Annotated in this window: 23 protein-coding genes, 1 tRNA gene and 1 riboswitch; of the genes, 8 read left to right on the top strand and 16 right to left on the bottom strand. The window is 64.1% G+C overall.

The window, feature by feature from the left end:
• Positions 1–71 precede the first annotated feature (71 nt).
• Together rimP and ACXAF3_RS06385 are read right to left on the bottom strand one after the other, a co-directional pair.
• A complete protein-coding gene (gene rimP, locus ACXAF3_RS06390; RefSeq protein ID WP_475111461.1) occupies positions 72–533 on the bottom strand; it encodes a ribosome maturation factor RimP in 462 nt (153 codons plus the stop codon).
• Between the two features lie 205 nt (positions 534–738).
• Positions 739–815 (bottom strand) — tRNA-Met (locus tag ACXAF3_RS06385).
• A 383-nt stretch (positions 816–1,198) separates the two neighbouring features.
• Here ACXAF3_RS06385 and ACXAF3_RS06380 point away from each other — a divergent pair.
• Positions 1,199–3,292, top strand: a complete 2,094-nt coding sequence (locus ACXAF3_RS06380) for a TonB-dependent receptor (protein WP_475111460.1) — start codon at positions 1,199–1,201, stop codon at positions 3,290–3,292.
• Positions 3,293–3,321: 29 nt separating this feature from the next.
• Complete coding sequence (locus tag ACXAF3_RS06375; protein WP_475111459.1) at positions 3,322–4,458, top strand: PepSY-associated TM helix domain-containing protein; 1,137 nt, start codon at positions 3,322–3,324, stop codon at positions 4,456–4,458.
• Positions 4,459–4,500: 42 nt separating this feature from the next.
• Here ACXAF3_RS06375 and ACXAF3_RS06370 read toward each other — a convergent pair whose 3' ends face one another.
• The 11 genes from ACXAF3_RS06370 to ACXAF3_RS06320 all read right to left on the bottom strand — a co-directional run bounded on the left by ACXAF3_RS06370 (position 4,501) and on the right by ACXAF3_RS06320 (position 13,567).
• Positions 4,501–5,619, bottom strand: a complete 1,119-nt coding sequence (locus ACXAF3_RS06370) for an ATP-binding cassette domain-containing protein (RefSeq protein ID WP_475111458.1) — start codon at positions 5,617–5,619, stop codon at positions 4,501–4,503.
• Positions 5,619–6,329: a molybdate ABC transporter permease subunit gene (gene modB / locus ACXAF3_RS06365; RefSeq protein ID WP_475111457.1), complete on the bottom strand. Its 711-nt coding sequence runs from the start codon at positions 6,327–6,329 to the stop codon at positions 5,619–5,621. The genes ACXAF3_RS06370 and modB overlap by 1 nt, the downstream gene beginning before the upstream one ends.
• On the bottom strand, positions 6,326–7,081 hold the full coding sequence (gene modA / locus ACXAF3_RS06360) for a molybdate ABC transporter substrate-binding protein (protein ID WP_475111456.1): 756 nt from the start codon (positions 7,079–7,081) through the stop codon (positions 6,326–6,328). Before modA ends, modB begins: the two co-directional genes overlap by 4 nt.
• Entirely contained in the window at positions 7,072–7,539 is a 468-nt protein-coding gene (moaE, locus tag ACXAF3_RS06355) for a molybdopterin synthase catalytic subunit MoaE (protein ID WP_475111455.1), read from the bottom strand. The genes modA and moaE overlap by 10 nt, the downstream gene beginning before the upstream one ends.
• Position 7,540: 1 nt before the next feature.
• On the bottom strand, positions 7,541–7,786 hold the full coding sequence (gene moaD, locus ACXAF3_RS06350) for a molybdopterin converting factor subunit 1 (RefSeq protein ID WP_475111454.1): 246 nt from the start codon (positions 7,784–7,786) through the stop codon (positions 7,541–7,543).
• A gap of 1 nt (position 7,787) precedes the next feature.
• Complete coding sequence (moaC, locus tag ACXAF3_RS06345) at positions 7,788–8,288, bottom strand: cyclic pyranopterin monophosphate synthase MoaC (RefSeq protein ID WP_475111453.1); 501 nt, start codon at positions 8,286–8,288, stop codon at positions 7,788–7,790.
• Between the two features lie 3 nt (positions 8,289–8,291).
• Positions 8,292–8,834 (bottom strand): molybdenum cofactor biosynthesis protein B, encoded by a 543-nt coding sequence (gene moaB, locus ACXAF3_RS06340; RefSeq protein ID WP_475111452.1) that lies wholly within the window; start codon positions 8,832–8,834, stop codon positions 8,292–8,294.
• Positions 8,835–8,836: 2 nt separating this feature from the next.
• Positions 8,837–9,433: a molybdenum cofactor guanylyltransferase gene (gene mobA / locus ACXAF3_RS06335; protein ID WP_475111451.1), complete on the bottom strand. Its 597-nt coding sequence runs from the start codon at positions 9,431–9,433 to the stop codon at positions 8,837–8,839.
• 1 nt (position 9,434) lies between these two features.
• The gene (gene moaA, locus ACXAF3_RS06330) at positions 9,435–10,412 is read right to left on the bottom strand and encodes a GTP 3',8-cyclase MoaA (protein ID WP_475111450.1); all 978 of its coding nucleotides are present in this window, start codon (positions 10,410–10,412) and stop codon (positions 9,435–9,437) included.
• A riboswitch (molybdenum cofactor riboswitch) is annotated at positions 10,401–10,539 on the bottom strand. Its footprint overlaps the gene before it by 12 nt.
• A 372-nt stretch (positions 10,540–10,911) precedes the next feature.
• Positions 10,912–12,120: a hypothetical protein gene (locus ACXAF3_RS06325; RefSeq protein WP_475111449.1), complete on the bottom strand. Its 1,209-nt coding sequence runs from the start codon at positions 12,118–12,120 to the stop codon at positions 10,912–10,914.
• Between the two features lie 139 nt (positions 12,121–12,259).
• The gene (locus tag ACXAF3_RS06320; protein ID WP_475111448.1) at positions 12,260–13,567 is read right to left on the bottom strand and encodes an MFS transporter; all 1,308 of its coding nucleotides are present in this window, start codon (positions 13,565–13,567) and stop codon (positions 12,260–12,262) included.
• Positions 13,568–13,874: 307 nt separating this feature from the next.
• Here ACXAF3_RS06320 and ACXAF3_RS06315 point away from each other — a divergent pair, with 307 nt between their 5' ends.
• The 6 genes from ACXAF3_RS06315 (at position 13,875) to ACXAF3_RS06290 (ending at position 22,088) form a co-directional block, all read left to right on the top strand.
• A complete protein-coding gene (locus ACXAF3_RS06315) occupies positions 13,875–15,350 on the top strand; it encodes a NarK family nitrate/nitrite MFS transporter (protein ID WP_475111447.1) in 1,476 nt (491 codons plus the stop codon).
• 88 nt (positions 15,351–15,438) lie between these two features.
• Entirely contained in the window at positions 15,439–17,196 is a 1,758-nt protein-coding gene (locus ACXAF3_RS06310) for a bifunctional protein-serine/threonine kinase/phosphatase (protein ID WP_475111446.1), read from the top strand.
• 220 nt (positions 17,197–17,416) lie between these two features.
• The gene (locus ACXAF3_RS06305; protein WP_475111445.1) at positions 17,417–19,558 is read left to right on the top strand and encodes a ribonucleoside triphosphate reductase; all 2,142 of its coding nucleotides are present in this window, start codon (positions 17,417–17,419) and stop codon (positions 19,556–19,558) included.
• Positions 19,548–19,718 carry an anaerobic ribonucleoside-triphosphate reductase gene (nrdD, locus tag ACXAF3_RS06300; RefSeq protein WP_475111444.1) on the top strand — a complete coding sequence of 57 codons (171 nt, stop codon included), beginning with the start codon at positions 19,548–19,550 and terminating at the stop codon, positions 19,716–19,718. Before ACXAF3_RS06305 ends, nrdD begins: the two co-directional genes overlap by 11 nt.
• Positions 19,719–19,862: 144 nt before the next feature.
• On the top strand, positions 19,863–20,480 hold the full coding sequence (locus ACXAF3_RS06295) for an anaerobic ribonucleoside-triphosphate reductase activating protein (protein WP_475111443.1): 618 nt from the start codon (positions 19,863–19,865) through the stop codon (positions 20,478–20,480).
• A 207-nt stretch (positions 20,481–20,687) separates the two neighbouring features.
• Positions 20,688–22,088, top strand: coding sequence for a KAP family P-loop NTPase fold protein (locus ACXAF3_RS06290; protein WP_475111442.1), 1,401 nt, complete (start codon positions 20,688–20,690; stop codon positions 22,086–22,088).
• A gap of 134 nt (positions 22,089–22,222) precedes the next feature.
• On the opposite strand, the gene ACXAF3_RS06285 is transcribed toward ACXAF3_RS06290, so the two are convergent.
• Genes ACXAF3_RS06285 through ubiT form a run of 3 tightly spaced genes read right to left on the bottom strand, consistent with a single transcriptional unit; the run spans position 22,223 to position 24,631 of the window.
• Positions 22,223–23,113 (bottom strand): U32 family peptidase, encoded by an 891-nt coding sequence (locus ACXAF3_RS06285; protein WP_475111441.1) that lies wholly within the window; start codon positions 23,111–23,113, stop codon positions 22,223–22,225.
• 10 nt (positions 23,114–23,123) lie between these two features.
• Positions 23,124–24,119, bottom strand: a complete 996-nt coding sequence (ubiU, locus tag ACXAF3_RS06280; protein WP_475111440.1) for a ubiquinone anaerobic biosynthesis protein UbiU — start codon at positions 24,117–24,119, stop codon at positions 23,124–23,126.
• Positions 24,120–24,145: 26 nt separating this feature from the next.
• The gene (gene ubiT, locus ACXAF3_RS06275) at positions 24,146–24,631 is read right to left on the bottom strand and encodes a ubiquinone anaerobic biosynthesis accessory factor UbiT (RefSeq protein WP_475111439.1); all 486 of its coding nucleotides are present in this window, start codon (positions 24,629–24,631) and stop codon (positions 24,146–24,148) included.
• Positions 24,632–24,697: the final 66 nt, after the last annotated feature.

Genomic DNA, 24,697 nt, shown 5'->3' with positions numbered 1-24,697 from the left:
CCGCGTATACGCGACGCCTCCGGCCCTGCAAAATCTGCACTCCCGCCATCCGTAGCGGTCACAACAGGCTCTTACTTAAACTGGGGAATTACGTTTGCCTTCTCGATACTGTCGATCGGCAACAGATATTCGTTTTCACTGTCCACGCGCAGCACCACCTCGTCGCCCTCGACACCGGCCAGCAGGCCGCGCCACTTGCGCTGGCCGTCCAGCGGCATGCGCAGGCGCACCTCTATCTGGGCGCCGACGAAACGCCGGTACTGGTCCAGCTTATACAGCGGGCGGTCGAGACCGGGGGAGGACACTTCCAGGGTGTACTTGCCGCTGATGGGATCTTCCACGTCCAGCACCGCGCTCGCCTGGCGACTGACCTTTTCGCAGTCCTCCACGGTGATGCCGTCTTCGGAATCGATATAGATGCGCAGCAGAGCATTGCGGCCGTGGGTCTGGTATTCGATACCCCAGAGTTCACAGCCCAGGGATGCCACCACCGGCGCCAGAAGTTCTTCCAGCTGTTCGCGCTTGCTCGCCATTCAGTCTCCACATCAATCGGCTGGGCTGCCGATTCGCACAGCCATCGGCCGCCCCGGATGAAGTGCGGGAGCGCACTCCACAAACAAAAAATGGGCCTGCGGCCCACTTCGAGTAGCTATCTGCACATTTCCTGCAGATACGAAAAAGCCCCTGACAGGGGCTTTGACCGCACATCCACGCAGCCAGTATGCGCGGACGCAAATTTGGTAGCGGGGGCAGGATTTGAACCTACGACCTTCGGGTTATGAGCCCGACGAGCTACCAGGCTGCTCCACCCCGCAACAACTCTGAGAAACGAAGCCTGGTTGTTCTTCGCTTCCCTGCGGTGGGTTGCCCCAACCGCTCAAGAGGCTGCGCATTCTAGGGGCGTCGCCGCGGGGAGTCAAGCCACATTTGGCATTTATTTTCACATTCCCCGAGATCGCCGCCGCGCGCCTCGCTGAACATTATAGGAGGAGGCTGAGGATAGGAGGAAGCTGAGGCGGTCGCCGGGCAAATCTCCGGACCGGCGTCTCACTCCAGGGCTGAGAGAATGCAATTGATACCAATTCTCATTTGAATTAACATCGCCAGCCATTCGAGATCACCGGCCTCCAACCCCCGAAGGGTCCCCGCCCTGCACAGAGTCCGCCGGTACAACAGCAAAAGTATCAGGAGTACCCGCATGCACTGCACCAAAACCGCCCTGGCGCTGGCCGTGGCCCTCGCCTCCAGCGCCGCTCTGGCCGACGACCGGCGTATCGAGGAGGAGATAGTCGTCACCGCCAGCCGCACCGAGAAGCCGCTCTCCAGTATTCCCAACACCGTCACCCTGATCGACGAGGCCGAGCTGGCCCAGCAGCTGAGTGTCAGCAGCGACCTGTCCACCCTGCTCGGCAACCTGATCCCGAGCTTCTCCCCCAGCCGCCAGAAGCTGACCAACGCCGGCGAGAGCCTGCGCGGGCGCAAGCCGCTGTATATGATCGACGGCGTGCCCCAGTCCAACCCGCTGCGCGACGGCGGCCGCGACGGCCACACCATAGACCCGCTGGTGCTGGAGCGGGTGGAAGTGATCCACGGCGCCAACGCCATCCACGGCATGGGCGCGTCCGGCGGCATCATCAACCTGGTGACCAGAGCGCCGGGCGAGGGACTGCAGCAGAGCCTGCGGGTCGGCTCCGACTTCCAGCCCGAGGATGCCGGCGAGAGCCTCGGCTACAACGGCAGCTACAGCCTGTCCGGCCAGTTCGACGCCGTCGACCTGATCGGCAGCCTCAGCTACCGCCAGAGCGGTCTCGGCTACGACGCCGACGGCGAGGTGATCGGCTTCGACAACACCCAGGGCGACACCATGGACAGCGACGCGCTGAACGCCTTTATCAAGGTGGGCCGCAGCTGGGACGCGCAGCGGCTGCAGCTGACCGTCAACCGCTATGAAATCGAGGGCAGCAACGACTGGGTCTCCGTCGACGGCGACTGGGATATGGGCGTCCCCACCACCGCCGAGAAGGGCGCGATTCCCGGCGATGCGCCGTCCAACGCCGTCACCACCGTCAACCTGCAGTACAGCAACGAGGCGTTCCTCGGCCAGAAACTGCGCCTGCAGGCCTTCCGGCAGGACTTCGCCGGCACCTACGGCGGCGGAACCTACGGCACCTTCCAGGACCCGGCCTACGGCGAGGAGATTTTCGACCAGTCGCAGAACAACTCGGAAAAGCGCGGCATAAAGGCCACCCTGATTGCGGATCAGATCGCCGGTGCGCCCCTGAACCTGGTGTACGGCCTCGACCTGTTCGAGGATGAGACCTGGCAGGCGCTGATACAGACCGGGCGCAAATGGGTACCGGAGACCCGCTACGAAAACATCGCGCCCTATGTGCAGGCGGAGTTCACCGGCGTGGAGCAGCTGGTTGTCAGCGCCGGCCTGCGCCGCGAGATCTCCGAGCTGATCGTGGACGATTTCACCACCCTGGCCTCTTACGGCAGCCAGTTTGTCGCGGGCGGCAAGCCGGAATTCAGCGAGACCCTGGCCAATATAGGCGCGACCTACCAGATAGACGACGCCTGGCGGGTGTTCGCCAACTACGCCGAGGGCTACTCGATGCCGGACGTGGGGCGCGTGCTGCGCGGGATCAACCAACCGGGGCAGACTGTGGAGAGCTTCCTCGACCTGCAGCCGATAGTCACCGAGAACGAAGAGCTGGGTATCGAGTACAGCGGAGAGACAATCGCCGCGCAGCTGGCCTACTACCGCTCCGACTCCGATTTCGGCCAGCGCCTGCAGGCCGACGCCGACGGCATCTACAGCGTCAAGCGCGAGAAAACCGAGATCGACGGCCTCGAGTTCCGCGGCCAGTGGTTCGCCACCGATATGGACACCCTGGAGCTGCGCTACGCGCGGACCGACGGCCGCTACGATTCCGACGCCGACGGCCGCGTGGACAGCGACCTGGACGGAAGAAACATAGCCCCGGACCGCATCAACCTGAGCTGGGCGCGCAGCTGGAGCGACAGCCTGAGCACCCGCCTGCAGGCCAACCTGCTGCTGGATCGCGACTTCGAAGACAGCGCGGGCGAAACCTATTCAGAATTCGACGGCTATACCACCATCGATGCCAGTGCGAATCTGAAGGCCCTGGGCGGCGACCTGACGCTGGGCCTGCAGAATCTGACCGATGAAGATTACTTCACCTACTACTCGCAGACGGCGGGCAACGACGGGCGCAACTTCAAGGGCCTGGGCCGCAGCCTGAGCCTGTCTTACTCGCGGCTGTTCTGACGTGCCCATCGGGTTTCCCGGCAACAACTATGCGGAAAACACTTTTCATCCTGCACAAATACGCGGGCCTGTCCCTCGGCCTGCTGCTGGCGCTGATCGGCGTCAGCGGCAGCCTGCTGGTATTCGACCACGCGCTGGATGAAAAGCTCGCGCCGCACACCGTCGACTTCACCCCCACCGATAAGCCCGCCACCTACACGGAAATCCTCGCCGCCGCGCAGGCGGCAGTACCGGGCAACCCGGAGCCCACCCGCCTGATGACACCACGCCAGCCCGGTAGCCCGTTTGTGGTGCGTTTCCCGACACCGCAGGGTGCGCCGGGCCCGATAGAAGTCAGCGTCTCCCCGAGCGACGCCCGCGTGCTGGCCGTGCGCGGCTGGGGCGAGTACACCATGAGCTGGATCTACCGGCTGCACTACACGCTGCTGGCCGGCAAGACGGGCAAGACCATCGTCGGCTTTATGGGTATCGCGCTGCTGTTCTTCTGTATCAGCGGCCTGCTGCTCTGGTGGCCGCGCCCGTCGCGCAACGGGCGGCGCTGGAAGCGCGCCTTCACCATCAGGCGCGACGGCAACCGCTTCCGCTTCTATTTCGACCTGCACCGGGTACTCGGCGTTTATCTGCTGCCGGTACTCATGGTGAGCGCCTTCTCCGGCGTCAGCATCGTGTTTCCGCAACAGGTGGAAACACTGGTGGGCCGGGTGATGCCGCTGGAGCCGCGCGGTTCCTGGGGCCAGTCGCAGATCACCGGTGCGCCGCCGCTGGATGCGGACGCCGCCGTCGCGATCGGCAGGGAACTATTTCCGCGGGGGGAGCTGAAGCGCATCTACCTGCCACAGGATGCCGGCGACAGCTACGGGCTGACTTTCCGCCAGCAGGGGGAGCCCTGGAGCAACCACGGCGCCAGCTTCGTGCGCCTGGACCAGTACAGCGGCGAAATACTGATGGTGCACGACGCAACCGAAATCGCGGCCGGCAACCAATTCCTCACCTGGCAGTTTCCGCTGCACAACGGCGACGCGCTGGGCCTGGCGGGCCGCTGGCTGGTGCTGATCGCGGGCCTGATGCCGGGGCTGCTGTTCGTCACCGGCGGCTATCTCTGGTGGAAGAAGCGCAGGCTGGCAGACAGAGCGGAGCGCGGCGGCCGGGCGGCCGCGGCGGTCTAGCCCGGAGTGAAAAAGGCCGGGATGGCCTTTTTCAACAAACTTCTAGAGGCCCGCCAGGCTGCCGGCCTTGAACTGGGCGTAATAGTGCCCGCCCTCGCGCAGCTGCAGGCGCTCACAGGACAGCCGCGAGATATCCGCCCTGAGCGTCTGCCCGCCGGCGGCCAGTTGCAGGCGCACGCGCCCGTCGTCCAGGTGCAGGCAGGCCTGCAGCCGCACCGGCAGGCAGTTGAGAATGCTGGACAGCCCCGGTCTGTCCACGCTGAGACTGATATCGCCGGAGTCCAGCAGAAAAGCGGCGGCCTGGCCGGGCCGGTAGCGGCCGGCGACGCGGTCCGCGTACAGGGTGGTCTCGCCGAGGCGCAGCCTGAGCACACCGTCCTCGCCAGACAGCACCCGCGCCTCGATGCGGTTGTAATAAGCCTGCGCCCCCCCGCCGTCGGGCTGCAGGCGGCGCGCTATATCCGCCAGCGCCAGCGGGCCCGCGAGCCGGCCGCGCGCCATCCACAGGCAGCGTTCGGCCAAGAGCTGGATTTCATTGAAGTTGTGACTGGTCCAGATGACGAGCGCCGGGTGGCGCTGCCAGAAAGCGCGCAGACACGGCAAGAGTCTGCGTATCACCTGCAGCTGGTCCACCGCGGCCAGCGGCTCGTCGTACAGCTGCACCGCGGCGTTGTTGAACAGCTGGCGCAGCAGCGCCACCCGCTGCGCCTCGCCGCCGGACAGCAGCTCCACCGGCTGCTGCAGCAGCGGCGTTATGCCGAAGGTCTCGATCAGCTCGCGGCGCTCGTCCGGGGCCAGGGGCCTGCGGCTGTAGCGCTGCGCCAGCGCCAGGTTGTCGGCCACCGTCTGGCCGGCGAACAGGCGGCTGTCCTGGTAGCCGAGGGAGAGATCGCGCCTGTGGGTCGCCAGTGCGCGCGCGCCCTCCTGCCAGCTGGCGCCGGCGAAGCCGACCCGGCCGCTGCAGCTGCGCAGCCCCGCCAGCGCCGCCAGCAGCGTGCTCTTGCCGCCGCCGGAGGGCCCGGCGAGGCCGAAGATCCCCCGCGCCGGCAGCGCCAGCTGCCAGGGCGCGTCCGGGTTCAGCGCCGTGACCAGCCCCTGCACCGCGAGCCCGTCTTCGCCGCCGGCCGCCGCGCGCCGCGCGAATGGCAGTGACCAGTCCATCACAGCGGTACCCTCAATACCTGCGCGCGGCCACCGGCCGGGGCGGCGGCGCGCCCCAGCCAGCGCGCCAGCAGCAGCAGCGAGGTGGTGACGACCAGCAGCAGCACGGCCAGGCGGTGCGCCGCGCCGTATTCCATCGCCTCCACATGCTGGTAGAGGGCGATGGAGACCACCTGGGTCTCTCCGGGAATGGCGCCGCCGATCATCAGCACCACGCCGAACTCACCGAGGGTATGGGCGAAAGTCAGCGCGCAGGCGCTGATGATCGCGCCGCGGCTGGCCGGCAGCAGCACCCGCAGCAGCGCGGCCCGGGGCGGCATGCCGAGCGCCGCCGCGGCCTGGACCAGGCGCTGGCCGTTCTGACTGAAGGAGGCCAGCAGCGGCTGCACCATAAACGGCAGGGAATAGAATATCGACGCCACCACCAGACCGGTGAAGGAAAAGACCAGCGGCTCGCCCCAGATACCCGCCAGCCACTGGCCGGGCAGGTAATTGGGGGAAAACAGCAGCAGCAGGTAAAACCCGAGCACCGTGGGCGGCAGCACCAGCGGCAGCGTGATCAGCACCTCCAGCGCGTGGCCCCAGCGGTTCTGCCACTGGCTGAGTTTCCACGCCAGCGGCACGCCGATGGCGAGCAGCAGCAGCGTGGTCACCGCGGCGAGCTTCAGCGTCAGCCACAGTGCGCCCAGGTCGGCGGCACCGATACTCACAGCGCCCCCTCCCCGGCCACGCCGTAGCCCAGCGCCTGCAGGCGGCCGCGCACCGGTGCGGACAGCAGGTAGTCCGCCAGCGCCTGCGCCGCCCGCCGGTTGCGACTCTGCTTCAGCACGACCAGCTGCTGCTCGATGGGCCGGTACAGCGCCTGCGGCGGCAGCCAGAAGTTTTCGCGGCCGGCCGCCAGCATCTGGCTGGCGGCCACGAAGCCCAGCCCGGCACTGCCGGAATCCAGCAGCAGATAGGCCTGGGCGGCATTGTGCGCGCGCGCCAGCTGCGGCTGCTTGCCGTCCCAGAGTTCCAGCGCCTGCAGCAGCTGCCGCGCCGCGGCGCCGAAGGGCGCCACCTTCGCATCGGCCAGGACGATGGTGTCGGGCCATGTCCGCAGCAGCTCGAGCGGGTCTTGCGTCGCCGCCGGCGGGAGCCACAGCGCCAGCAGCCCCAGCGCATAGGTGCGGCGGCTGCCTGGCTGGATCCTGTGCTGGCGCTCCAGGCGCTCGGGCCGCTCGCGGTCGGCGGACAGGAACAGGTCGAAAGGCGCACCGTGCAGCGTCTGCTGGTACAGGGTGCCGGAACTGCCGCTGCTCAGCGCCACGCGGCAGCGGGAAGACGCCTCAAAGTCCGGCAGCAGCTGTTCCAGCGCCGGGCGGAAGCTGGCCGCCACCGCGACCCGCAGCTGGCAGTCCGCGGCGTGGGCCGGCGGCACCAGCAGCAGGCACAGCAGCGCGAGTGCGCGTCTCAGGCCCATTTCTCCAGCGCCTCTGTGTCGCTGTCGCGGGCCTGTACCCAGCGCTCTTCGCTGCGGCCGTCGGCGGTTTTGACGGTCTCGCGCTTCCAGAAGGGCGCCTCGGTCTTGAGGCGGTCCATGATGTATTGGCAGGCCGCGAATGCCGCCTGGCGGTGGGGGCTGGTCACGCCGACGAACACGATTTCGTCGTTGACCGCCATGGGCCCGACGCGGTGTATCAGCGTGGCGCGCCCGAGCGGCCAGCGCTGCCGCGCGTCTGCGAGGATGCGCCGCAGACTCTTCTCGGTCATGCCCGGGTAGTGCTCCAGCGCCAGCGCGCCGACGCGGCTGCCGTCGTTGAAATCCCGCACCGAGCCCACGAACAGGGCGCAGGCACCGTCGGCGCCGTTGCCCCGCTGCAGGGCCGCATACTCGGCGGCGACATCGAAGGGCGCGCTGCAGATCTCGATCCGGTCCATATCAGCCACCGGTCACCGGGGGGAAGAAAGCCACCTCATCGCCGGCGGCGACCGGGGAGGCGCCGTCGGCGATTTCCTGGTTGACCGCCATGCGGATATTGGCGTCCTCCAGGTCCGCGCGCCACTCGGGGTTGCGCGCGCACAGGGCCTCGCGCAGCGCGGCGACGCTGCCGGAGAAATCCTCCAGGCGCAGTTCGCCGGTACCGAGTCGCTGGCGCAGGCCGGCAAAAAAAAGCACCTTGATCACTTTATCTCTCCTCTTCCATCGAGCCGGGGCCGGCCCGCCAGTGGCCGCGCTTGCCGCCGCGCTTTTCCGCCAGCCGGGTCGGGCCTATCACCATCGCCGGGTCCACGGCTTTGCACATGTCGTAAATGGTCAGCGCGGCCACCGAGGCGGCGGTCAGCGCCTCCATCTCGACGCCGGTGCGCCCGGCGAGGCGGCAGAAGGCGCCGATCTGCACGCTGCAGTGCTCCGGCTGCAGCTCGAAGTCGATCGCCACCTTGGTCAGCGCCAGTGGGTGGCACAGGGGAATCAGCTCCGCGGTCTTCTTGGCCGCCTGGATACCGGCGATGCGCGCCACCGCCAGCACGTCCCCCTTCTTATGCGCGCCCTCCTGCAGCAGGGCGAAGGCCTCGGCGCTCATGGTGATGCGGCTCTCGGCCAGGGCACTGCGGTCGCTGACGTCCTTTTCCGTCACGTCCACCATGCTCGCCTCGCCGCGCCGGTTCAGATGGGTCAACTCGCTCATCGCTCACCCCCGCGTCGGGCACGGCTGCGGCTGGAAACGCAGGTGCGGCACGAAGTTACAGGGCTTGTGGCGCGCGTCCAGCTGCTCCAGCAGTATGCCCTCCCAGGCGGTGCGGCAGGCGCCGGTGGAGCCGGGCATGCAGCAGATCAGGGTGCGGTTGGCGAGCCCGGCCAGCGCCCGGGACTGGACGGTGGAGGTGCCGATATCGGCCATGGAGACCTGCCGGAAAAGTTCGCCAAAGCCGTCCACCGTCTTGTCGAACAGCGGCTGCAGCGCCTCCGGGGTCGAATCGCGCTCGGTGAAGCCGGTACCGCCGGTCACCAGCACCACCTGCACCTGCGGGTCGGCGATCCAGGCCGATACGACCGCGCGCAGGCGGTAGATATCGTCCGGCACCAGGCTGCGCTCCACCAGGCGGTGCCCGGCCGCCTGCAGCGCCTCCGCCAGGTATTGGCCGGAGGTATCCGTCTTTTCGTTGCGCGTATCCGATACGGTCAGCACGGCGATATTGAGTGGGACTAGTTCGGTCGAAGCGTGTCCGGACATGATCAGGTCTCTCTGCAAAGGGAATTGCTCATTGGGGTGTTGGCCGCGCACAGGGCCCGGTATTCCGCCGGCGTGTTGACGTTGCGGTGCCAGTCGCCGGCGCCGGCGCCGCTGCGGCGGATCGAGCGCGCGCCCAGGTGGCGCAGCAGGGCGCCGACGGCATTGGGCCGCGCGCCGGCGACCGCCTGTTGCAGGTAGGCGCGGCAGTCGCCGCAAAACGGCAGCCACAGCGGAAAAAAACATTCATCGAAGTAGCAGGCGCGGCCGCCGCGCTCGCCGCTGTGCAGCAGTTCCGCCAGCGCATCGCGCTCGAGCAGCGGCATATCCACCGGGATGACCAGCGCCGCGCTGGCGCCCGTCGCGGCGGCGACCGCGTGCAGGCCGCCGAGCGGCCCCCTGCCGGGCACCAGGTCGGGGATGCCGCCGGGCCTGGCGCCGCTCACCACGACCTGGGCCAGCGGCAGCTGGCCCAGCAGCGCGCGGGCGTGTTCGAGGAAGGTGCCGCGCCCCGCGAGGGGCAGCAGCGCCTTGTCCCGCCCCATGCGACTGGAGCGGCCGCCGGCCAGCACCACGCCTATCGTCTGTGACACCCGCGCCATATCAGCCGCCCAGCATCGCCAGGTTGCGGGTGGCGCCGGTGAAGCCCCGCTGCAGTTCGTGGCTCGCCGCCTTGCCGCCGATCAACGCGCGGATATGCGCCGCCAGCGCTTCGTGATCGGCGGCGGCGATAACCTCGCGCAGGTCGAAGCCCTGTTCGGCGAAGAGGCACAGGTGCAGCTTGCCCTGCGCCGATATGCGCAGGCGGTTGCAGCTGGCGCAGAAGTCCCGGCTGTAGGGGGTGATCAGGCCGATGCGGCCGGCGTAATCCGGGTGGAAGTACTCGCGCGCGGGGCCGGCGTCGCGGGTGCGGATCACCTGCTGCCAGCCGTCGCGCACCAGCATGGATTCGATATCCGCGCCGGCGACGTGGTTGCTGGCAAAGAAATCCCGGTTGTCGCCGGTGCGCATCAGTTCGATAAAGCGCAGGGTCACCGGGGTGTGGCGAATCCAGTCGAGGAAGTTGTCGAGTTCGGCCAGGTTGTGCTGGCGCAGCAGCACGGCGTTGATCTTGGTTTCTATGCCCAGCTCGAGGGCGCGCTCGACACCGGTCAGCGCCTGCGCCAGGCGGTCGTGACCGGTGATTTTTCTGAACTGCGCCGGGTCCAGGCTGTCGACGCTGACATTGACCTGGTCGAGCCCGGCCCGGTGCCAGTCATCGATCTGGGCCGGCAGCCGGTAGCCGTTGGTGGTGATCGCGATGCGGCGGATGGCGTCGCAGTCGCGCACGGCGCCGATCATCTGCGTCAGGTCCCGGCGCAGTGAGGGCTCTCCGCCGGTCAGACGCACCTTTTCGGTGCCCAGGGCGGCGAAGGCGCGCACCACGGTGGACACTTCCGCGACCGACAGCGGGTTTTCACCCTCCAGGGAGCGGCCGCAGCCGATGCCGTCGGGCAGGCAGTAGTTGCAGCGGAAGTTGCAGATGTCCGTCACGGACAGGCGCAGGTAGTAGAACCTGCGGCCGTAGCTGTCTTGTAACATTAAACGCCTTTCCAAGTTCGGGAGGCCGCCCGGTTTCCCGTCCGGCCCTGGTGGCCCCTGTGGCCACGGTCCCGGCGTCGTGCGGCGCTGGCCGTTTAGACGCGGGGACTCGGTGTTTAAACTGTTGTCAGTGTATCAGGGAGTCATTTTTCTGCTTGGGGCAAAGGTGGTACTCCCTTTGCGGACACAGCCGACCCACAGGGGGTGGGCTGCAAGAAAAATACCAATACACGGCGAACGGCCCGGTGTGGGCCTCTGCGTTGAAGGCCGGGCGCCACCGGGTGGCGGATGGTGACCCAGCTGGCAGGTGTGTGGGCGATCCCGATGTCGGCAGCCTGTTGCGGGACACGCTGTGAATACATCCCTGTACGCTCGGCGCCGGCATCCATGCCTCCGACGGTCCCGCAACAGGCCGCCGACACCGGGATCTTCTCGTTGCGCTGCTTCGCTCAAAGAAACAGCATTGCGACACGAGGCCGGGCCCCGTGCGGGCGCACTATCAGAAAGTGGCCGTCAGCATCAGCCACAGCTTGTCGGTATCGACACTGTATTCATCGGCGCTGTAGGTCGCGTATTTGACCACCGCCGACAGCTGCTCGTTGAACTTGCGCGCGTAACTGATATCCCACTCGTCGCCGTAATCCAGTGAGGATTCGCTGGCGCTGAAGCGGTGGTAGGTGAGCCCGAGGTTGCCCCCGGCAAGCTTCACGGCACCGCCCAGGTAGAGGTCCTCGAGACCGTCGGCGGGGGTGGCGAGAAACTTGTCCGCGAAGCCCTGGAACTTGTGCAGCGTCGCGAGCGGCGTCATAAAGCCGACGCCGTCGTCGGCGCCCAGCACTTCGTAGCCGAGCTTCGCGTTCACCGGCCCGACGGCGGTCGCCAGCTCGCCGAGGTAGTAGGCGGCGCTGTAATCGAGGGCGCTGTCACCGGTGTCGGTCTGGTTCGCATAGCTCAGCTGTGCCTTGACCGGGCCGAAGCTGCCCTTGTAGTCCACGCCGATGGTGCGGTTGGAGGCGTTCGCCGCATTGTCGAAATCCAGTTCGTACACGAACGCCGTCAGCCTGTGCCCCTCGGCGAGTGGGTAGGTGGCGTGCAGCAGCTGGATATCGCCCTCCAGATCGGACGCGGGGCTCTCCTCGCCGAAGATGCGGTTGACGTTGTAGACATAGCTGTAGTCCAGCTGCAAACCGTCCGCCGCACCGTACTGGTAGCGGAGCCCGTCGTAAGTCTGCTCGTTCTGCCGCCAACCCACGCCGCCGACGAAGCGCTGGCCGTCGAGGTTGATGCGCTGGCGGCCGGCGGTCACGGTCGAGCTGCCGCGCTGGTATTGCAGCAGCGCCTGATTGACTTCCGTGCCGGTCGGATCCGCGACCACCGGGTAGTCCAGGTTGCCATTGGTGGTGGAGTTGTAATCGTCGTCTCCGACCGCCGACACATCGTCCATTTCCAGCAGGGTGCTGAAACCGCGATAGCCGGCGCTTTTCCAGTTCAGGCGCGTCCTCAGCGTCGAGGCGACGGCGTCTTCGTCCAGATTCTGCTGATCGACCGCCTCGATCCGGTAGCGCAGGCTCAGCGTCGCCTCGCCGGACTTGAACGCCTCGGCGAGAGAGGCCGGTTCTGCGTCCGCGGCCACCGCGGTCAGAGCCGCGCTGCTGCATACGCCAAGGAGGAAAACCCCGAGGGTTTTAGGGAGTCTCTGAGTGGTCATTCGCTGTTCCTCTGCGAGTTGGTAACTGGATTGGGGCCAAACTACACCGCTTTCACCACTGTGGAAATCGAGCCGGCGCCGGCGCGCGCGCCACCGCGTACCACCGATAAAACCGCGGGCGTACCGACAAATTGGTATTTCAACCGGCGCGCAAGCCGGTGGACCGCTCGTTCTCGTTTTCCTCGTGCAGGAAATTGTGTTGGCGCGCGAACTGCAACCGCTGCAGGTAGCGCTCTCTCTGAATGGCCAGGTACATGACCACCATGCAAAAAGCGAGCACACCGTAGAGCAGCATAAAGGCAGCGCTGTGTATACCCAATAAATCCTGGGCGATACCAAACATGACCGGCAGCGTGAAACCGCCGAGGGCGCCGATGGTGGCCACGGCGCCGCCGGCGCTGCCCATATGGTCCGGATAGTTATCGTGCAGGGCCTTGTACACGGACGCGCGCCCAAACCCCTGGGCGATACCGATCACCAGCAGCAGCAGCGTGAACAGCTCTATCCCCACCTCGATATTCAGCTGCACGTCCCGGCTCACGCCGTGAATCGTCATACTGGTGGGCGGGTAGCTCAGAAAGAAAAGACACACGAGACAGGTCCAGAAAACGCTCCAGTTCACCGTGCGCGCGCCGTAGCGGTCCGCAAACCAGCCGCCGAGGGCGCGCACCGAGCTCGACAGGGCCACGAAGGCCAGCGTGAGCGCCATTGCCTGGGGCGTCGTGACGCCGTACACGGAGAGGTAGTAGTGCGGCAGCCACAGCAGCAAGGCGAGGAAGCTGCCAAACACGAAATAGTAATAGAGCCCGTAGCGCCAGACCCGGATCTCCAGCAGTGGCTGCAGGTGTGCGCGCAGATCGCCTCTGTGGCGGCTCTGCATATAGCGGGTCTCCGGCGGGGCCAGCAGCGCGAACAGCACCATGACCGCAAACAGCCCGGCGCCGTAGGCCGGCCCAATCCAGTCCCGGCCGAGCCAGTTCTCGATCGCCGGCGCCAGCGCCAGCGTGATGGCCGCACCGACGTTGCCGGCGCCGAAGATCCCCAGCGCCGTCCCCTGCCGCCGCTTCTCGAACCACGGGCTTATGTAGCGGATACCGAGCACAAAGGAGACGCCGGAGATCCCCAGCCACAGCCCCGCCAGCAGATGGCCGCCGTAGGAATCGATTTCCGGCAGCAGCAGGAGCACGGGCAACAGCAGGCCCATCTGCCACAGGATCAGTTTCTTTACCGAATAGTGTTCCGCCAGCAGTCCCGCCGGGAAACGCAGCAGGGCACCGCTGAGAATCGGCGCCGCCAGCAGTATCCCGTACTCGGTTGCCGACAGCGCATACTGGGCCCGCAGCTGGACGCCGAGCACCGCGTAGAGGGTCCACACGGAAAAATTGGCGGCGAACATCGCCGTCGCGAGGACGAGCGCGCGGCCGGCGAGTTGCTGAGCGTACTGCATGGGCGGCTTCCTGTGTTTTTACGTCTGTTCGTCAACCCGGCCATTATTAACCGGACTGCGGCGGCCCCGCACTTCCCGGGCGGCGCCTACCCCAAAGAATTTCCGCCAGCGGCAGGCGCACCGGCGCACTACCCCCTCGGTGGTAGTCCGCCGGAAAAACAGCGCCCTGCAGCGAAAAAACCGCTTCTCCCAAAGGGGTATTTGCGCCCCCGGCTACCCCCTTTGCGCGCTTTCTCCGCGGCGCAGCTTCCATACCATCGGGCGTAACCATTCCAACCCAGATTCCTGCCCAGCCGGAGATAAAAGCATGAGTCAATCCAGCGGCCTCAACCTGTTCGATTGGGGCGATCCGAAAATCAAGACGCTACACATCACCTGGTTCGCGTTCTTTCTGAGCTTTGTTGTGTGGTTTTCCCACGCGCCGCTGATGGTCTTTATCAAGGAGGCCTTCGATCTCAGCAGCCAGCAGGTGAAGGCGCTGCTGATCCTGAATGTGGCCCTGACGATCCCGGCGCGCATCATCGTCGGTATGCTGGTCGACAAGCTGGGGCCGAGACTGGTCTACAGCGGCCTGCTGCTGATCTCCTCGTTGATCTGCATCGGCTTTGCCACCGCGGACAGCTACCAGGCGCTGGCCCTGTTCCGCTTTCTGCTCGGATTTGTCGGCGCCGGCTTCGTGATCGGCATCCGCATGGTCGGCGAGTGGTTCCCGGCCAAGCAGGTCGGGCTCGCCGAGGGTATCTACGGCGGCTGGGGCAACTTCGGCTCCGCCGCGGGCGCGATGACGCTGCCCACCATCGCGCTGCTGTTCGGCGGCGAGGACGGCTGGCGCTATGCCCTGGGCCTGACCGGGGTTATCGCCGGCGTCTACGGCCTGATCTACTACCGCGTCGCGCGCAATACGCCCAAGGGTTCCACCTACTTCAAACCGAAGAAGAGCGGCGGCCTCGAGGTCACCAGCATGCGCGATCTCTACTTCTACCTTGCAATGAATGTGCCCATGTACCTGGCACTGGCGGCGCTGGCCTACAAACTGTCTCCGGCCGGTGTCGCGCTGCTGAGCCAGTCCGCGACCCACGCGATGTGGATACTCCTGGCCGTACTGTTTGCCGCGCAGACGAAAATGATCTGGCGGGTCAACCGGGAACACCTGAAAGAAGGGGTGCCGGAACTGGAGAAATACAACTTCAAGCAGGTTGCCATCCTCGACGTGGCCTACTTCGTCACCTTCGGCTCGGAGCTGGCGGTCGTCTCCATGCTGCCGCTGTTCTTCCTCGAAACCTTCGAGGGCCTGAGCCCGGTCGCCGCCGGCCTGCTCGCTTCCGGCTTCGCCTTTATGAACCTGGTCGCGCGCCCCACCGGCGGTTTCTTCAGCGACAGACTCGGCCGCCGCCGCAGCCTGATGCTCTTCGTCGGCGGACTGGCCATCGGCTACCTGGTACTCAGCCAGATCAACAGCGGCTGGTGGATACCCGCCGCGGTACTCGCGACCATGGCCTGCTCTTTCTTCGTGCAGGCGGGTGAAGGCGCGGTATTCGCGATGGTGCCGCTGGTAAAACGCCGTATGACCGGGCAGATTGCCGGTATGGCGGGGGCCTATGGCAACGTCGGTGCGGTCACCTTCCTCACCGCGCTGTCCTATGTCAGCTACAGCCAGTTCTTCCTGATCATTGCCGGTTGCGCCGCGGTAATATTCTTTGCCTGTGCCCTCCTCGATGAGCCCAAAGGCAATATTGCCGAAGTGCTGCCGGACGGCACAGTGCAGTTGATCAGCGTGGAGTGATAAACCGGGGCGCAACGGATAGCGGATTGCCGGCCTCGCGCCGGCTTTCCCATTTCCGCGACACACCCCTATCGCCGAGGAAACCACCATGAGCGCATCCAGCCCGGCAATTTCCAGTGAGGCGCAGCGCCTCTCGCTCTCCGCCGGCCTGTGCAGCAGCGCGGGCGTCAAGGCGCAAAACGAGGATGCGGCGATATACCACTGGCCGGACAGCGACCACCTGCAGCAGTATCTGGGGGCGGTGGCGGCGGTGGCCGACGGGGTCAGCTCCGCCGAGGCGGGCGCACTCGCCAGCCGCATGGCGACGGAGCAGTTCGTGTGCGACTATTTCAGGGCCCCGGATACCTGGTCGGCGGCACACGCGGGACAGAAAATTCTCGCCTCGATCAACAGCAAGCTGTACCGCAGGAGCCACGAATACCCGCAGCAGGAAAAAGGCTTTCTGTGCACCTTCTCGGCCGCGGTGTTCAAGTCGCGCATCGCGCACTACTTCCACATCGGCGACAGCCGCATCTACCACCTGCGCGGCGGCGAGCTCCGCTGTATCACCCGCGACCACACCATCACCCTTTCCCACCGCCAGCGCATGCTGTCCCGCGCGCTGGGTATGGATACCGGTCTGCAGGTCGATTACGGCCAGATTGACCTGGCGCCGCAGGATCAGCTGCTGATCACCAGCGACGGCGTGCACGATTTCCTCGACCCCGATTTTATCCGCGAGGTATTGGAGGACCCGTCGCGCGGCGAACAGGAAAAGGCCGAGACGCTGGTGCGGGCCGCGGAGGAAAACGGCAGCGACGACAACCTGTCGGCGCTGGTGGTGCGGGTCTGCGGCCTGCCGGATGCGACGCTCGACGATTACAGCCGGCAGCTGACACGCCTGCCCTTTCCCCCGCCCCTGGAGCCCGGCATGCTGCTCGACGGTTTCCGGATAGAGCGGGAGATCTTTTCCTCCCAGCGCAGCCAGCTCTACCTGGTCACGGACGAGCACAGCGGCGAGCGGCTGGTTATGAAAACCCCGTCGGTCAATTACGAGGACGATATCCACTATATCGACCGCTTTATCCAGGAGGAGTGGATAGGTCTGCGTATCCACAGCGATCACGTGGTGCGCCTGCAGCGCCAAAACCGGCCCAGGAGCGCGCTCTACTACCTGATGGAATTTGTGGATGGCTGCACGCTGGAGCGCTGGATGGCGGACAACCGCTTTCCCAGACCCGCCGAGGCCTACCGCATCCTCAAGCAGGTGGCGGCGGGCCTGAAGGCCTTTCACGACCAGGAGACAGTGCACCAGGACCTGAAGCCGGCCAACATCATGATCGACGGCGAGGGCCAGGTAAAAATTGTCGATTTCGGCTCCGTCTACGTGGCCGGCAGCGCGGAGATCTTCCGCCCGCTGGAACACCCGGGTGCGCTGGGCACCGCGTCCTATTCCGATCCCCACTACATTCTCGGCCGCAATACCGGCATACAGGGCGATATCTACGCGCTGGCCACCATCGCCTATGAGATGTTTACCGGCGAACTGCCCTACGGGGAAGAGATCGACGACTGCCGCTGTGCGGCCGACTACGAGCGGCTGCGCTACCGCCCCGCGCGACTGTTCAACCCGGTGGTACCCACCTGGTTTGACCGTACCCTGGAGCGGGGCTGCAGCATCGATCTGCAGGACCGCTACCAGACCCTCGACGCCTTTATCACCGACCTCGGCAGCCCCAACCCGGACTATCTCCGCGACGACCCCGCCGATCAGCAGAGCCACAACGCGCCGCTGTTCTGGAAACTGCTCTGCGGCCTCTGGGCCGCGACCCTGCTGGCGGTTTTCGCGCTCTTCTCGTCGGGCTGAACGGGTCCGCCGCACAGCCCCAAAACACAACATCTGGTGATCGATAAAAAAACAAGCACAACATAAAGTGATCCAGATCAATAGCCGCCCCGATTCCGACAGTAGGCTTACGCCATCCATTCACTGCTGAAACGGCGGCCTTGCCGCCGGAGATTTACGCCCGCGCCACAGAGGGCGCGGCTTGCGGCAGCCCCCTACTGGACCACAGAGAGGAAACCCCATGACGCCAACCGCCGACACAGCACCGCCAATTTCCGCGGAGACCCAGGCGCAACCCCGCGGCGCCAGACCGCGCTGCCTGGTGCGCAAGCGCGACGGCCGCATCCTGGCCTTCGACCGCCGCCATATCCACAGCGCCATACTGCTGGCCGGGCGCGCCAGCGGTGCCTTCGGTGAAGAGGAGGCGGAGCGCCTCACCGCCCAGGTCGAGAAGGTCATCCGGCACCGGGCGGAGGCGCCGGAGGACCGCGACGCGGAAACGCCGGTGGATATCGAGGAAATCCAGAACGTCGTGGAACAGGTGCTGATCAGCAATGATCACCTGGACACCGCGCGGGGCTATATCGCCTACCGGCAGCAGCACCGCCAGCTGCGCGAAGATCGCCGCACGCTGGTCGACGTGGGCTCGTCCATCGACGAGTACCTGCAGCGGGAGGACTGGCGCGTGGCCGCCAATGCCAACCAGGGCTTCTCCCTCGGCGGCCTGATTCTGAACAGCGCCGGCAAGATGATCGCCAACTACTGGCTGAACCACGTCTACAGCCCGGAGATCGGCGCCGCCCACCGCGACGGCGACCTGCATATCCACGACCTGGATATGCTGGCCGGCTACTGCGCCGGCTGGTCGCTGCGCACGCTGCTGAACGAGGGGCTGAACGGCGTGCCCGGCAAGGTGGAGTCGGCGCCGCCGGCGCACCTGTCCAGCGCCGTCGGGCAGATAGTCAACTTCCTCGGCACGCTGCAGAACGAATGGGCCGGCGCCCAGGCGTTCAGCTCCTTCGACACCTACCTGGCGCCGTTCGTGCGCAAGGACAAGCTCGGCTACCGCGAGGTGCGCCAGTGCATCCAGGAGCTGATCTTCAACCTGAATGTGCCGTCGCGCTGGGGCACCCAGACGCCGTTTACCAACCTGACCTTCGACTGGGTCTGCCCGCAGGATCTGCGCGAACAGGTGCCGGTGATCGCCGGCGAGGAGATGCCGTTCACCTACGGTGAACTGCAGCGGGAGATGGACCTGATCAACCGCGCCTATATAGAGGTGATGAGCGAGGGCGACGCGCGCGGCCGCGTGTTCACCTTCCCGATCCCCACCTACAACATCGCACCGGACTTCCCCTGGCACAGCGAGAATGCGGAGCGGCTGTTCGCGATGACCGCCCGCTACGGCCTGCCCTATTTCCAGAACTTCATCAATTCGGACCTGAGCCCGAATATGGTGCGCTCCATGTGCTGCCGCCTGCAGCTGGACCTGCGCGAACTGCTGAAGCGCGGCAACGGCCTGTTCGGCTCCGCCGAGCAGACCGGCTCCCTCGGTGTTGTGACCATCAACTGCGCGCGCCTCGGCTACCTGTACCGCGGCGACGAAAAGGCCCTGCTGGAGCGCCTCGACCGCCTGCTGGAACTCGCGCGCGACTCGCTGGAGGTCAAGCGCAAGGTTATCCAGCGGCATATGGACACCGGGCTCTTCCCCTATACCAAGCGCTACCTGGGCACGCTGCGCAATCACTTCTCCACCATCGGCGTCAACGGCATCAACGAGATGATCCGCAACTTCACCGGCGACCGGGAAGATATCACCAGTGAAAGCGGCCAGCAGATGGCCGAGCGGCTGCTGCAGCATATCCGCGCGCGCATGACCGAGTTCCAGGAAGAGACCGGCCACCTCTACAACCTCGAGGCGACACCGGCCGAGGGCACCACCTACCGCTTCGCCCGCGAGGACCGCAAGCGCTTCCCTGACATACTGCAGGCGGGCAGCATTGATGCCCCCTACTACACCAATTCGTCACAGCTGCCGGTCGGCTTTACCGACGACCCGTTCGAGGCGCTGTCGCGGCAGGAATCGCTGCAGTCCCTGTACACCGGCGGCACTGTGCTGCACCTGTACCTGGGCGAACAGCTGCCCGACGCGGATTCCTGCCGCCAGCTGGTGCGCCGCGCGCTGGAAAACTTCCGCCTGCCCTATATCACCGTCACCCCGACCTTCTCGATCTGCCCGACACACGGCTACCTGAGCGGGGAACACCAGTTCTGCCCCCGTTGCGACGAGGAACTGATCGCGCGCAAGCGCGCCTGTAGCGAAAGAAACAGCAAAGAAGCAAACATGGAAAACCACCAACAGGAGAACAGCCATGCAAACTGAAACCGCAGTACTGAAAGACGAGGAACGCACCCGCTGCGAAGTCTGGAGCCGCGTGATGGGCTACCACCGCCCGGTGACCTTCTGGAATCCCGGCAAGCAATCGGAGCACCGCGATCGAACTTTCTTTGTCGCCGAGCAATCCGCCGCAAAACAGCGCTAACCCGGCCGCGGGGGGGGGGGGGGGGGGGGGGTAGGGCGCTTTTTTTGTGACAAAAAAAACCCCCCAACACCCCCCCCCCCCCCCCCCCTCCCCCCCCCCCCTCCCCCCCCCCCCCGCCACAACCCGTACAACACCCGATTAATCATGGATAAGACTCTGCGCGTCGGCGGCTTTACGCCATTTACCGCCATCGACTACCCCGGCGCCCTGTCGGCGGTCGTATTCTGCCAGGGTTGCCCCTGGCGCTGCCGCTACTGCCACAACGGCGGACTGCTGCCGGCACAGGCCGAATCCAAATACGACTGGCAGCAGCTGCTGCAGCACCTGCACACACGCCGCGGGCTGCTCGACGCCGTGGTGTTCTCCGGCGGCGAGCCCACCGCGCAGCGCGCGCTGGAAGGCGCAGTCTGTGATGTAAAGACAATGGGATTCAAAGTCGGCCTGCACACCGCCGGCATCTATCCGCGGCGGCTAGCGCGGCTGCTACCGCAACTGGACTGGGTCGGGCTGGATATCAAGGCGCTGCCGCAAAACTACGATGCGATCACCCGCGTAACCGGCAGCGGCGCCGCGCCCTGGCAGAGTGCCGCACTACTGGCCGAGGCCGGCATCCCCCTGCAGGTGCGCCTGACCCGCCACCCGCAGCTGACCGGCGACGGCGAGCTGGCGGCAATACGCGAGAAACTGGCTGCGCTCGGCATTCCCGAGCTGATTGTGCAAAAGTGCAATACGCAAAATGCACTGGATCCCGGGCTGCGGTAGCCTCGCCGCCAGCCCCGGCCATTCCTAACCTACAAGACACAGATACTTGCCAATTCTAGCGCAAATTTCATTGCACAAGCGAAACAGCCGATTCAAAAAAAGGGAAACCTGCAAAAACAGCATGCAACCCGTTCTGAGCTATACCACACTATGTTATAAAGGTGTATCTTTTGAATTAGTCACCAGCATTCCAAAAGGAAAAATTTAGTGATACTTAAAAGTCGTGATTTAGAAATCATCAAAGATGATCCATATCGAAACGACCCATTAAATCGCAAGGAAAGTGGAGAGGCATTGACTGAATTTGTTTTGTCTGTAAATGATTCTGTCGTTGTTTGTGTCGATGCGCCTTGGGGGCAAGGGAAAACTACCTTTCTTAGAATGTGGGAACAAGACTTAAAAAATAACGATGTTCCAACAATTTATTTTAATGCTTGGGAAAGCGACTTCTCTGATGATGCGCTTGTATGCCTTATAGGAGAGATTAGTGCATCGATAAAGGAATTATCTAAAACTGGTGACGAATCAAAGGCGCGAGAGTATCTTGGAAAGACCAAAGCCATAGGCGTTGCTCTTGTTAAAAAATCCATTCCTGTTGCAGCCAAGGTCGCAACAGCTGGCGCACTTGATCTTGACAAGATAACCGAACAGGCCCTTGCAGGGCTAGCTGAGTCGATTGCAAAAGAACAACTCGAAAAGTATGAGAACTCTAAGAAGTCGATAAAGTCATTTAGAGAGGCCATATCTAACTTGGCCACCAGCATTACTGATTCGGACAATCCAAAACCACTGATTTTCATCATTGACGAGCTTGACCGATGCAGACCAAATTACGCAATTGAAATATTAGAAAAAGCGAAGCATTTCTTTAATGTTGACAATATCGTGTTTGTACTTGGTGCAGACAAAAAGCAATTAGGGTCATCTATTAAGGCTATTTATGGTGAAGGTCTAAATGTGAATGGCTATTTGCGAAGGTTTATGGACTTTGACTATGTTTTGCCTCCGCCTGACAAGGGGCATTTTGTTAAATATTTGTTCCAAAAATATTCATTTGATGATTACTTTTCTAAAAAGAATTCAAGGGGAACCCAATATGAAGGAGAGCAATCTTTAACCATGCTCTCTGAGCTCTTTGAGCTTTATGGGCTAACGTTGCGGGAGCAGGAACACTGCTGCTCGCTACTTAGCCTATCAATAAGAACAACTCCGGAAAACTATAAGCTATACCCGTTATTTCTTTGCTTCCTAATTGTTCTGAAAGTCAAAGACCCCGATCTATACAAGGAATTAATCACAGATGAGATCGACGTTTTTGGCTTACTGGAGAGGTTTCAGGAAGTCCCTGGTGCTACTGAATTTTTGTTAACAAATTATGGTACTGCACTAGAGGCATATATTGTCACATGCAAATCATACCAACATAGCTACGATGAAATAACCGACAAATATACAGAAATTAAAAATTCGGACTCCTCTAGCGAGGAAGAGAAGCTTCGCGCCCAAAGAATATTGGAAATTATACGTGATTTTGACTGGAATGGTGGAATTGGTTCTTTGGGCTATCTTCTCAACAAAGTTGAAATTGCTTCTCGTTTTAAAGCGTGACCTGCCAACAAGCACGTCAATTCTGACCCTGACAAACTTGTGCGAGCATTAAATGTAACCAAACATGAAGCGAGAGCCTTCGCCAAAGACCTGCAGCGAAGGCTTTCCTGTTGGCTCGCCACCGGCTCCTCGCTTCAGCCCGACGCGCCGCTGCCACTGCGGGCAATCAGTTCCAGGCCAGGGCGACCGCACCAGTAGCCGTCGACGCCGGGTGGCAACAGTTCCGTATCCGATTCGCCGCGGCGGGCGCGGTCGAAGGCGTCGATAATCTGCTCCATCTGCTGCCACTGCGGCGACAGGCGCAGGATATCGACGCCGAGCTCACACAGCTGCGGATAGTGGCGCAGCAGGTTGGTGGGCTCGCCGGACAGCGTCTGGATGCCGTTGATCACGAACAGCGCTTCGCCCTCCTGGGATGCCAGCGGCAGGCCGTGCGGGTATTCGATACAGCGGTAATCGCAGCTGTCCTTGTCGAGGCCGAGGTGGCGGGCGGTGAAGCAGCGCGCGGAGTAGGCCAGCGGCATATGGCCGTAGGCAAACACTTCGACTTCGGGCTTCTTGTCGCAGGCGGCGAGCACTTCGCCCAGTTGCCGCCCACTCATTTCCACCGGCGCCGTCCAGCGCGTCATACCTAACGACATCAGCTGCGCCAGCGTGTGCTGGTTGTAGATATTGACCGCCGGGCCGCAGGTAAACGGCAGGCCGGCGTCTGACAATAACTGTACCGCCGACAGATCGTTGGCCTCGACCAGCAGCTGGCCGTTGTCACAGATCTTCCTGACCCAGTTAAAGTCGGCATTCGACTCCAGCAACGTCAGCGTCGACAGGACTATCTGCTTGTCGGAAACCTCGGCCAGTTGCCGCGCCAGTTCCAGCCAGTCGGCCGCGCGCAACTGGTGGCGCTTGCCGCACACCACTTCGCCCAGGTAGATAATATCCAGCGGTGTGGACAGCATTCGTTCGTAGAATTGATGGATATCGTTGCGCGGCCAATAGTATTGCGCCGGTCCCAGAGCGAGCTGCATCTCGTGTCCTCTACTGCCAGGGGCGGTCGTAGGCGCCCAGAGTGGTTTGCTTGCCTTCGGAGTTCTTCGCCAGTGTGTCGCGCCAGCTGTCCTTTACCGAGAAATCTTCACCGCACCGCAGCACCTCGTCGATCGCCTCGCGCCAGGTGCGCACTATCTGTGCCACATAGGCGGGGCTGCGCTGGCGGCCCTCCAGCTTGATGGCCTGGATACCGGCCGCCTTGAGTTCCGGCAGCAGCGCCATGCTGTTCAGGCTGGTCGGCTCCTCGAGCGCGTGCTGACGCTTGCCGTCGACGACGAAGCGGCCCTTGCACAGGGTCGGGTAGCCGGCGTTTTCATCTTCGGCGAAGCGATCGATCAGCACGCCGTTCAGGCGCGTCTCCAGGCCGTTCGCCGCGTTGCGCCACTCCACCGCCCTGGCCGGGGAACAGACGCCGTTTTGGTTCGGCGACTCGCCGGTGACATAGGAACTCAGGTGGCAGCGCCCCTCGGCCATAATGCACAGGCTGCCGAAACCGAACACCTCCAGCTCCACCTTGCTCGCGGCCGCCAGTTGCTGCACCTGCTTCAGTGACAGCACCCGCGGCAGTACCGCGCGGCGGATACCGAATTGCCGGCGATAGAACTCCAGCGCCGGTGCGCTGGTGGCCGAGGCCTGCACCGACAGGTGCAGGGCCAGTTCTGGATGCTTCTCCCGCGCGTAACCCATCAGGCCGATATCCGCCAGGATCACCGCGTCGGCGTTGAGGCCGGCGGCGCGGTCCACCGCCGCCTGCCAGCGCGAGAAGCTGTCCGGCTTGGCATAGGTATTGATCGCGACGAACAGCTTGCGGCCGCGGTTGCGTATCCGCTCCAGCGCGCGCAGTGCATTCTTGTCGTTGAAGTTCAGGCCGCCGAAGTTGCGCGCGTTGGTCTCGTCGTTAAAGCCGATATAGACCGCGTCCGCACCGTTTTCGACTGCGGCCTCCAGTGCCGGGAGGCTGCCGGCCGGGCATACGAGTTCCATAGTTACTCCTAAACAGTTACTCGGTATCAGTTGGCAACCACTGTCGCCAGTTCGGCGGCGATCACTTCCAGGCCGCGCTGGGCCCATTGCGGTATGCGACTGCGATCGAGCGCATCCAGGCAGTTCTTCACCGTCAGGCCTATCTCCGTCTGCCCGCCGAGAGATAAGCGGCGCTGGAAGAACAAGGTGTCCGGGTCCTCGCGACCGCTGGCGATGGCGAGGAAGTCGGCGCTGTTAGCGGAGATGGTCGAGTCCGCCGGCACGCCCGCCGGCGCGCGCACAAACTGCTCGCCGCGCTTGCTGACGCGCAGGCGGAAGCCCAGGTCGGTGACGCTGACTTCGAGAATCCGCTCGTCGAGGAAGTCGAAGAGCCCGTCTTCCAGCTCTTCAGCCAGTTGTGTATTCAGTAACTTGATCAACGCGACTTCGCCCGGCCAGCGCGGCAACAGCGGCACAAGTTTGCAGCCGAAGCGATACCCCAAACGCGAAATCGATTTTCTGACCGCTAGCATTTTCCCTCCATGCCGGCCGGTTGAACGCTGGCAGCTCCGCCCTTCGTTGGAAACCGTTCTCTGCCA

This window comes from Microbulbifer sp. ABF4_143, from assembly GCF_056160225.1.
This window is presented reverse-complemented; position numbering and strand designations above follow the sequence as displayed.

What these genes read in the sequence shown, in the direction of transcription:
- rimP (WP_475111461.1), bottom strand. Translation starts at nt 533, where the DNA reads ATGGCGAGCAAGCGCGAACAGCTGGAAGAACTTCTGGCGCCGGTGGTG.
- ACXAF3_RS06380 (WP_475111460.1), top strand. Translation starts at nt 1,199, where the DNA reads ATGCACTGCACCAAAACCGCCCTGGCGCTGGCCGTGGCCCTCGCCTCC.
- ACXAF3_RS06375 (WP_475111459.1), top strand. Translation starts at nt 3,322, where the DNA reads ATGCGGAAAACACTTTTCATCCTGCACAAATACGCGGGCCTGTCCCTC.
- ACXAF3_RS06370 (WP_475111458.1), bottom strand. Translation starts at nt 5,619, where the DNA reads ATGGACTGGTCACTGCCATTCGCGCGGCGCGCGGCGGCCGGCGGCGAA.
- modA (WP_475111456.1), bottom strand. Translation starts at nt 7,081, where the DNA reads ATGGGCCTGAGACGCGCACTCGCGCTGCTGTGCCTGCTGCTGGTGCCG.
- moaE (WP_475111455.1), bottom strand. Translation starts at nt 7,539, where the DNA reads ATGGACCGGATCGAGATCTGCAGCGCGCCCTTCGATGTCGCCGCCGAG.
- moaC (WP_475111453.1), bottom strand. Translation starts at nt 8,288, where the DNA reads ATGAGCGAGTTGACCCATCTGAACCGGCGCGGCGAGGCGAGCATGGTG.
- moaB (WP_475111452.1), bottom strand. Translation starts at nt 8,834, where the DNA reads ATGTCCGGACACGCTTCGACCGAACTAGTCCCACTCAATATCGCCGTG.
- mobA (WP_475111451.1), bottom strand. Translation starts at nt 9,433, where the DNA reads ATGGCGCGGGTGTCACAGACGATAGGCGTGGTGCTGGCCGGCGGCCGC.
- moaA (WP_475111450.1), bottom strand. Translation starts at nt 10,412, where the DNA reads ATGTTACAAGACAGCTACGGCCGCAGGTTCTACTACCTGCGCCTGTCC.
- ACXAF3_RS06325 (WP_475111449.1), bottom strand. Translation starts at nt 12,120, where the DNA reads ATGACCACTCAGAGACTCCCTAAAACCCTCGGGGTTTTCCTCCTTGGC.
- ACXAF3_RS06320 (WP_475111448.1), bottom strand. Translation starts at nt 13,567, where the DNA reads ATGCAGTACGCTCAGCAACTCGCCGGCCGCGCGCTCGTCCTCGCGACG.
- ACXAF3_RS06315 (WP_475111447.1), top strand. Translation starts at nt 13,875, where the DNA reads ATGAGTCAATCCAGCGGCCTCAACCTGTTCGATTGGGGCGATCCGAAA.
- ACXAF3_RS06310 (WP_475111446.1), top strand. Translation starts at nt 15,439, where the DNA reads ATGAGCGCATCCAGCCCGGCAATTTCCAGTGAGGCGCAGCGCCTCTCG.
- ACXAF3_RS06305 (WP_475111445.1), top strand. Translation starts at nt 17,417, where the DNA reads ATGACGCCAACCGCCGACACAGCACCGCCAATTTCCGCGGAGACCCAG.
- nrdD (WP_475111444.1), top strand. Translation starts at nt 19,548, where the DNA reads ATGCAAACTGAAACCGCAGTACTGAAAGACGAGGAACGCACCCGCTGC.
- ACXAF3_RS06295 (WP_475111443.1), top strand. Translation starts at nt 19,863, where the DNA reads ATGGATAAGACTCTGCGCGTCGGCGGCTTTACGCCATTTACCGCCATC.
- ACXAF3_RS06285 (WP_475111441.1), bottom strand. Translation starts at nt 23,113, where the DNA reads ATGCAGCTCGCTCTGGGACCGGCGCAATACTATTGGCCGCGCAACGAT.
- ubiU (WP_475111440.1), bottom strand. Translation starts at nt 24,119, where the DNA reads ATGGAACTCGTATGCCCGGCCGGCAGCCTCCCGGCACTGGAGGCCGCA.
- ubiT (WP_475111439.1), bottom strand. Translation starts at nt 24,631, where the DNA reads ATGCTAGCGGTCAGAAAATCGATTTCGCGTTTGGGGTATCGCTTCGGC.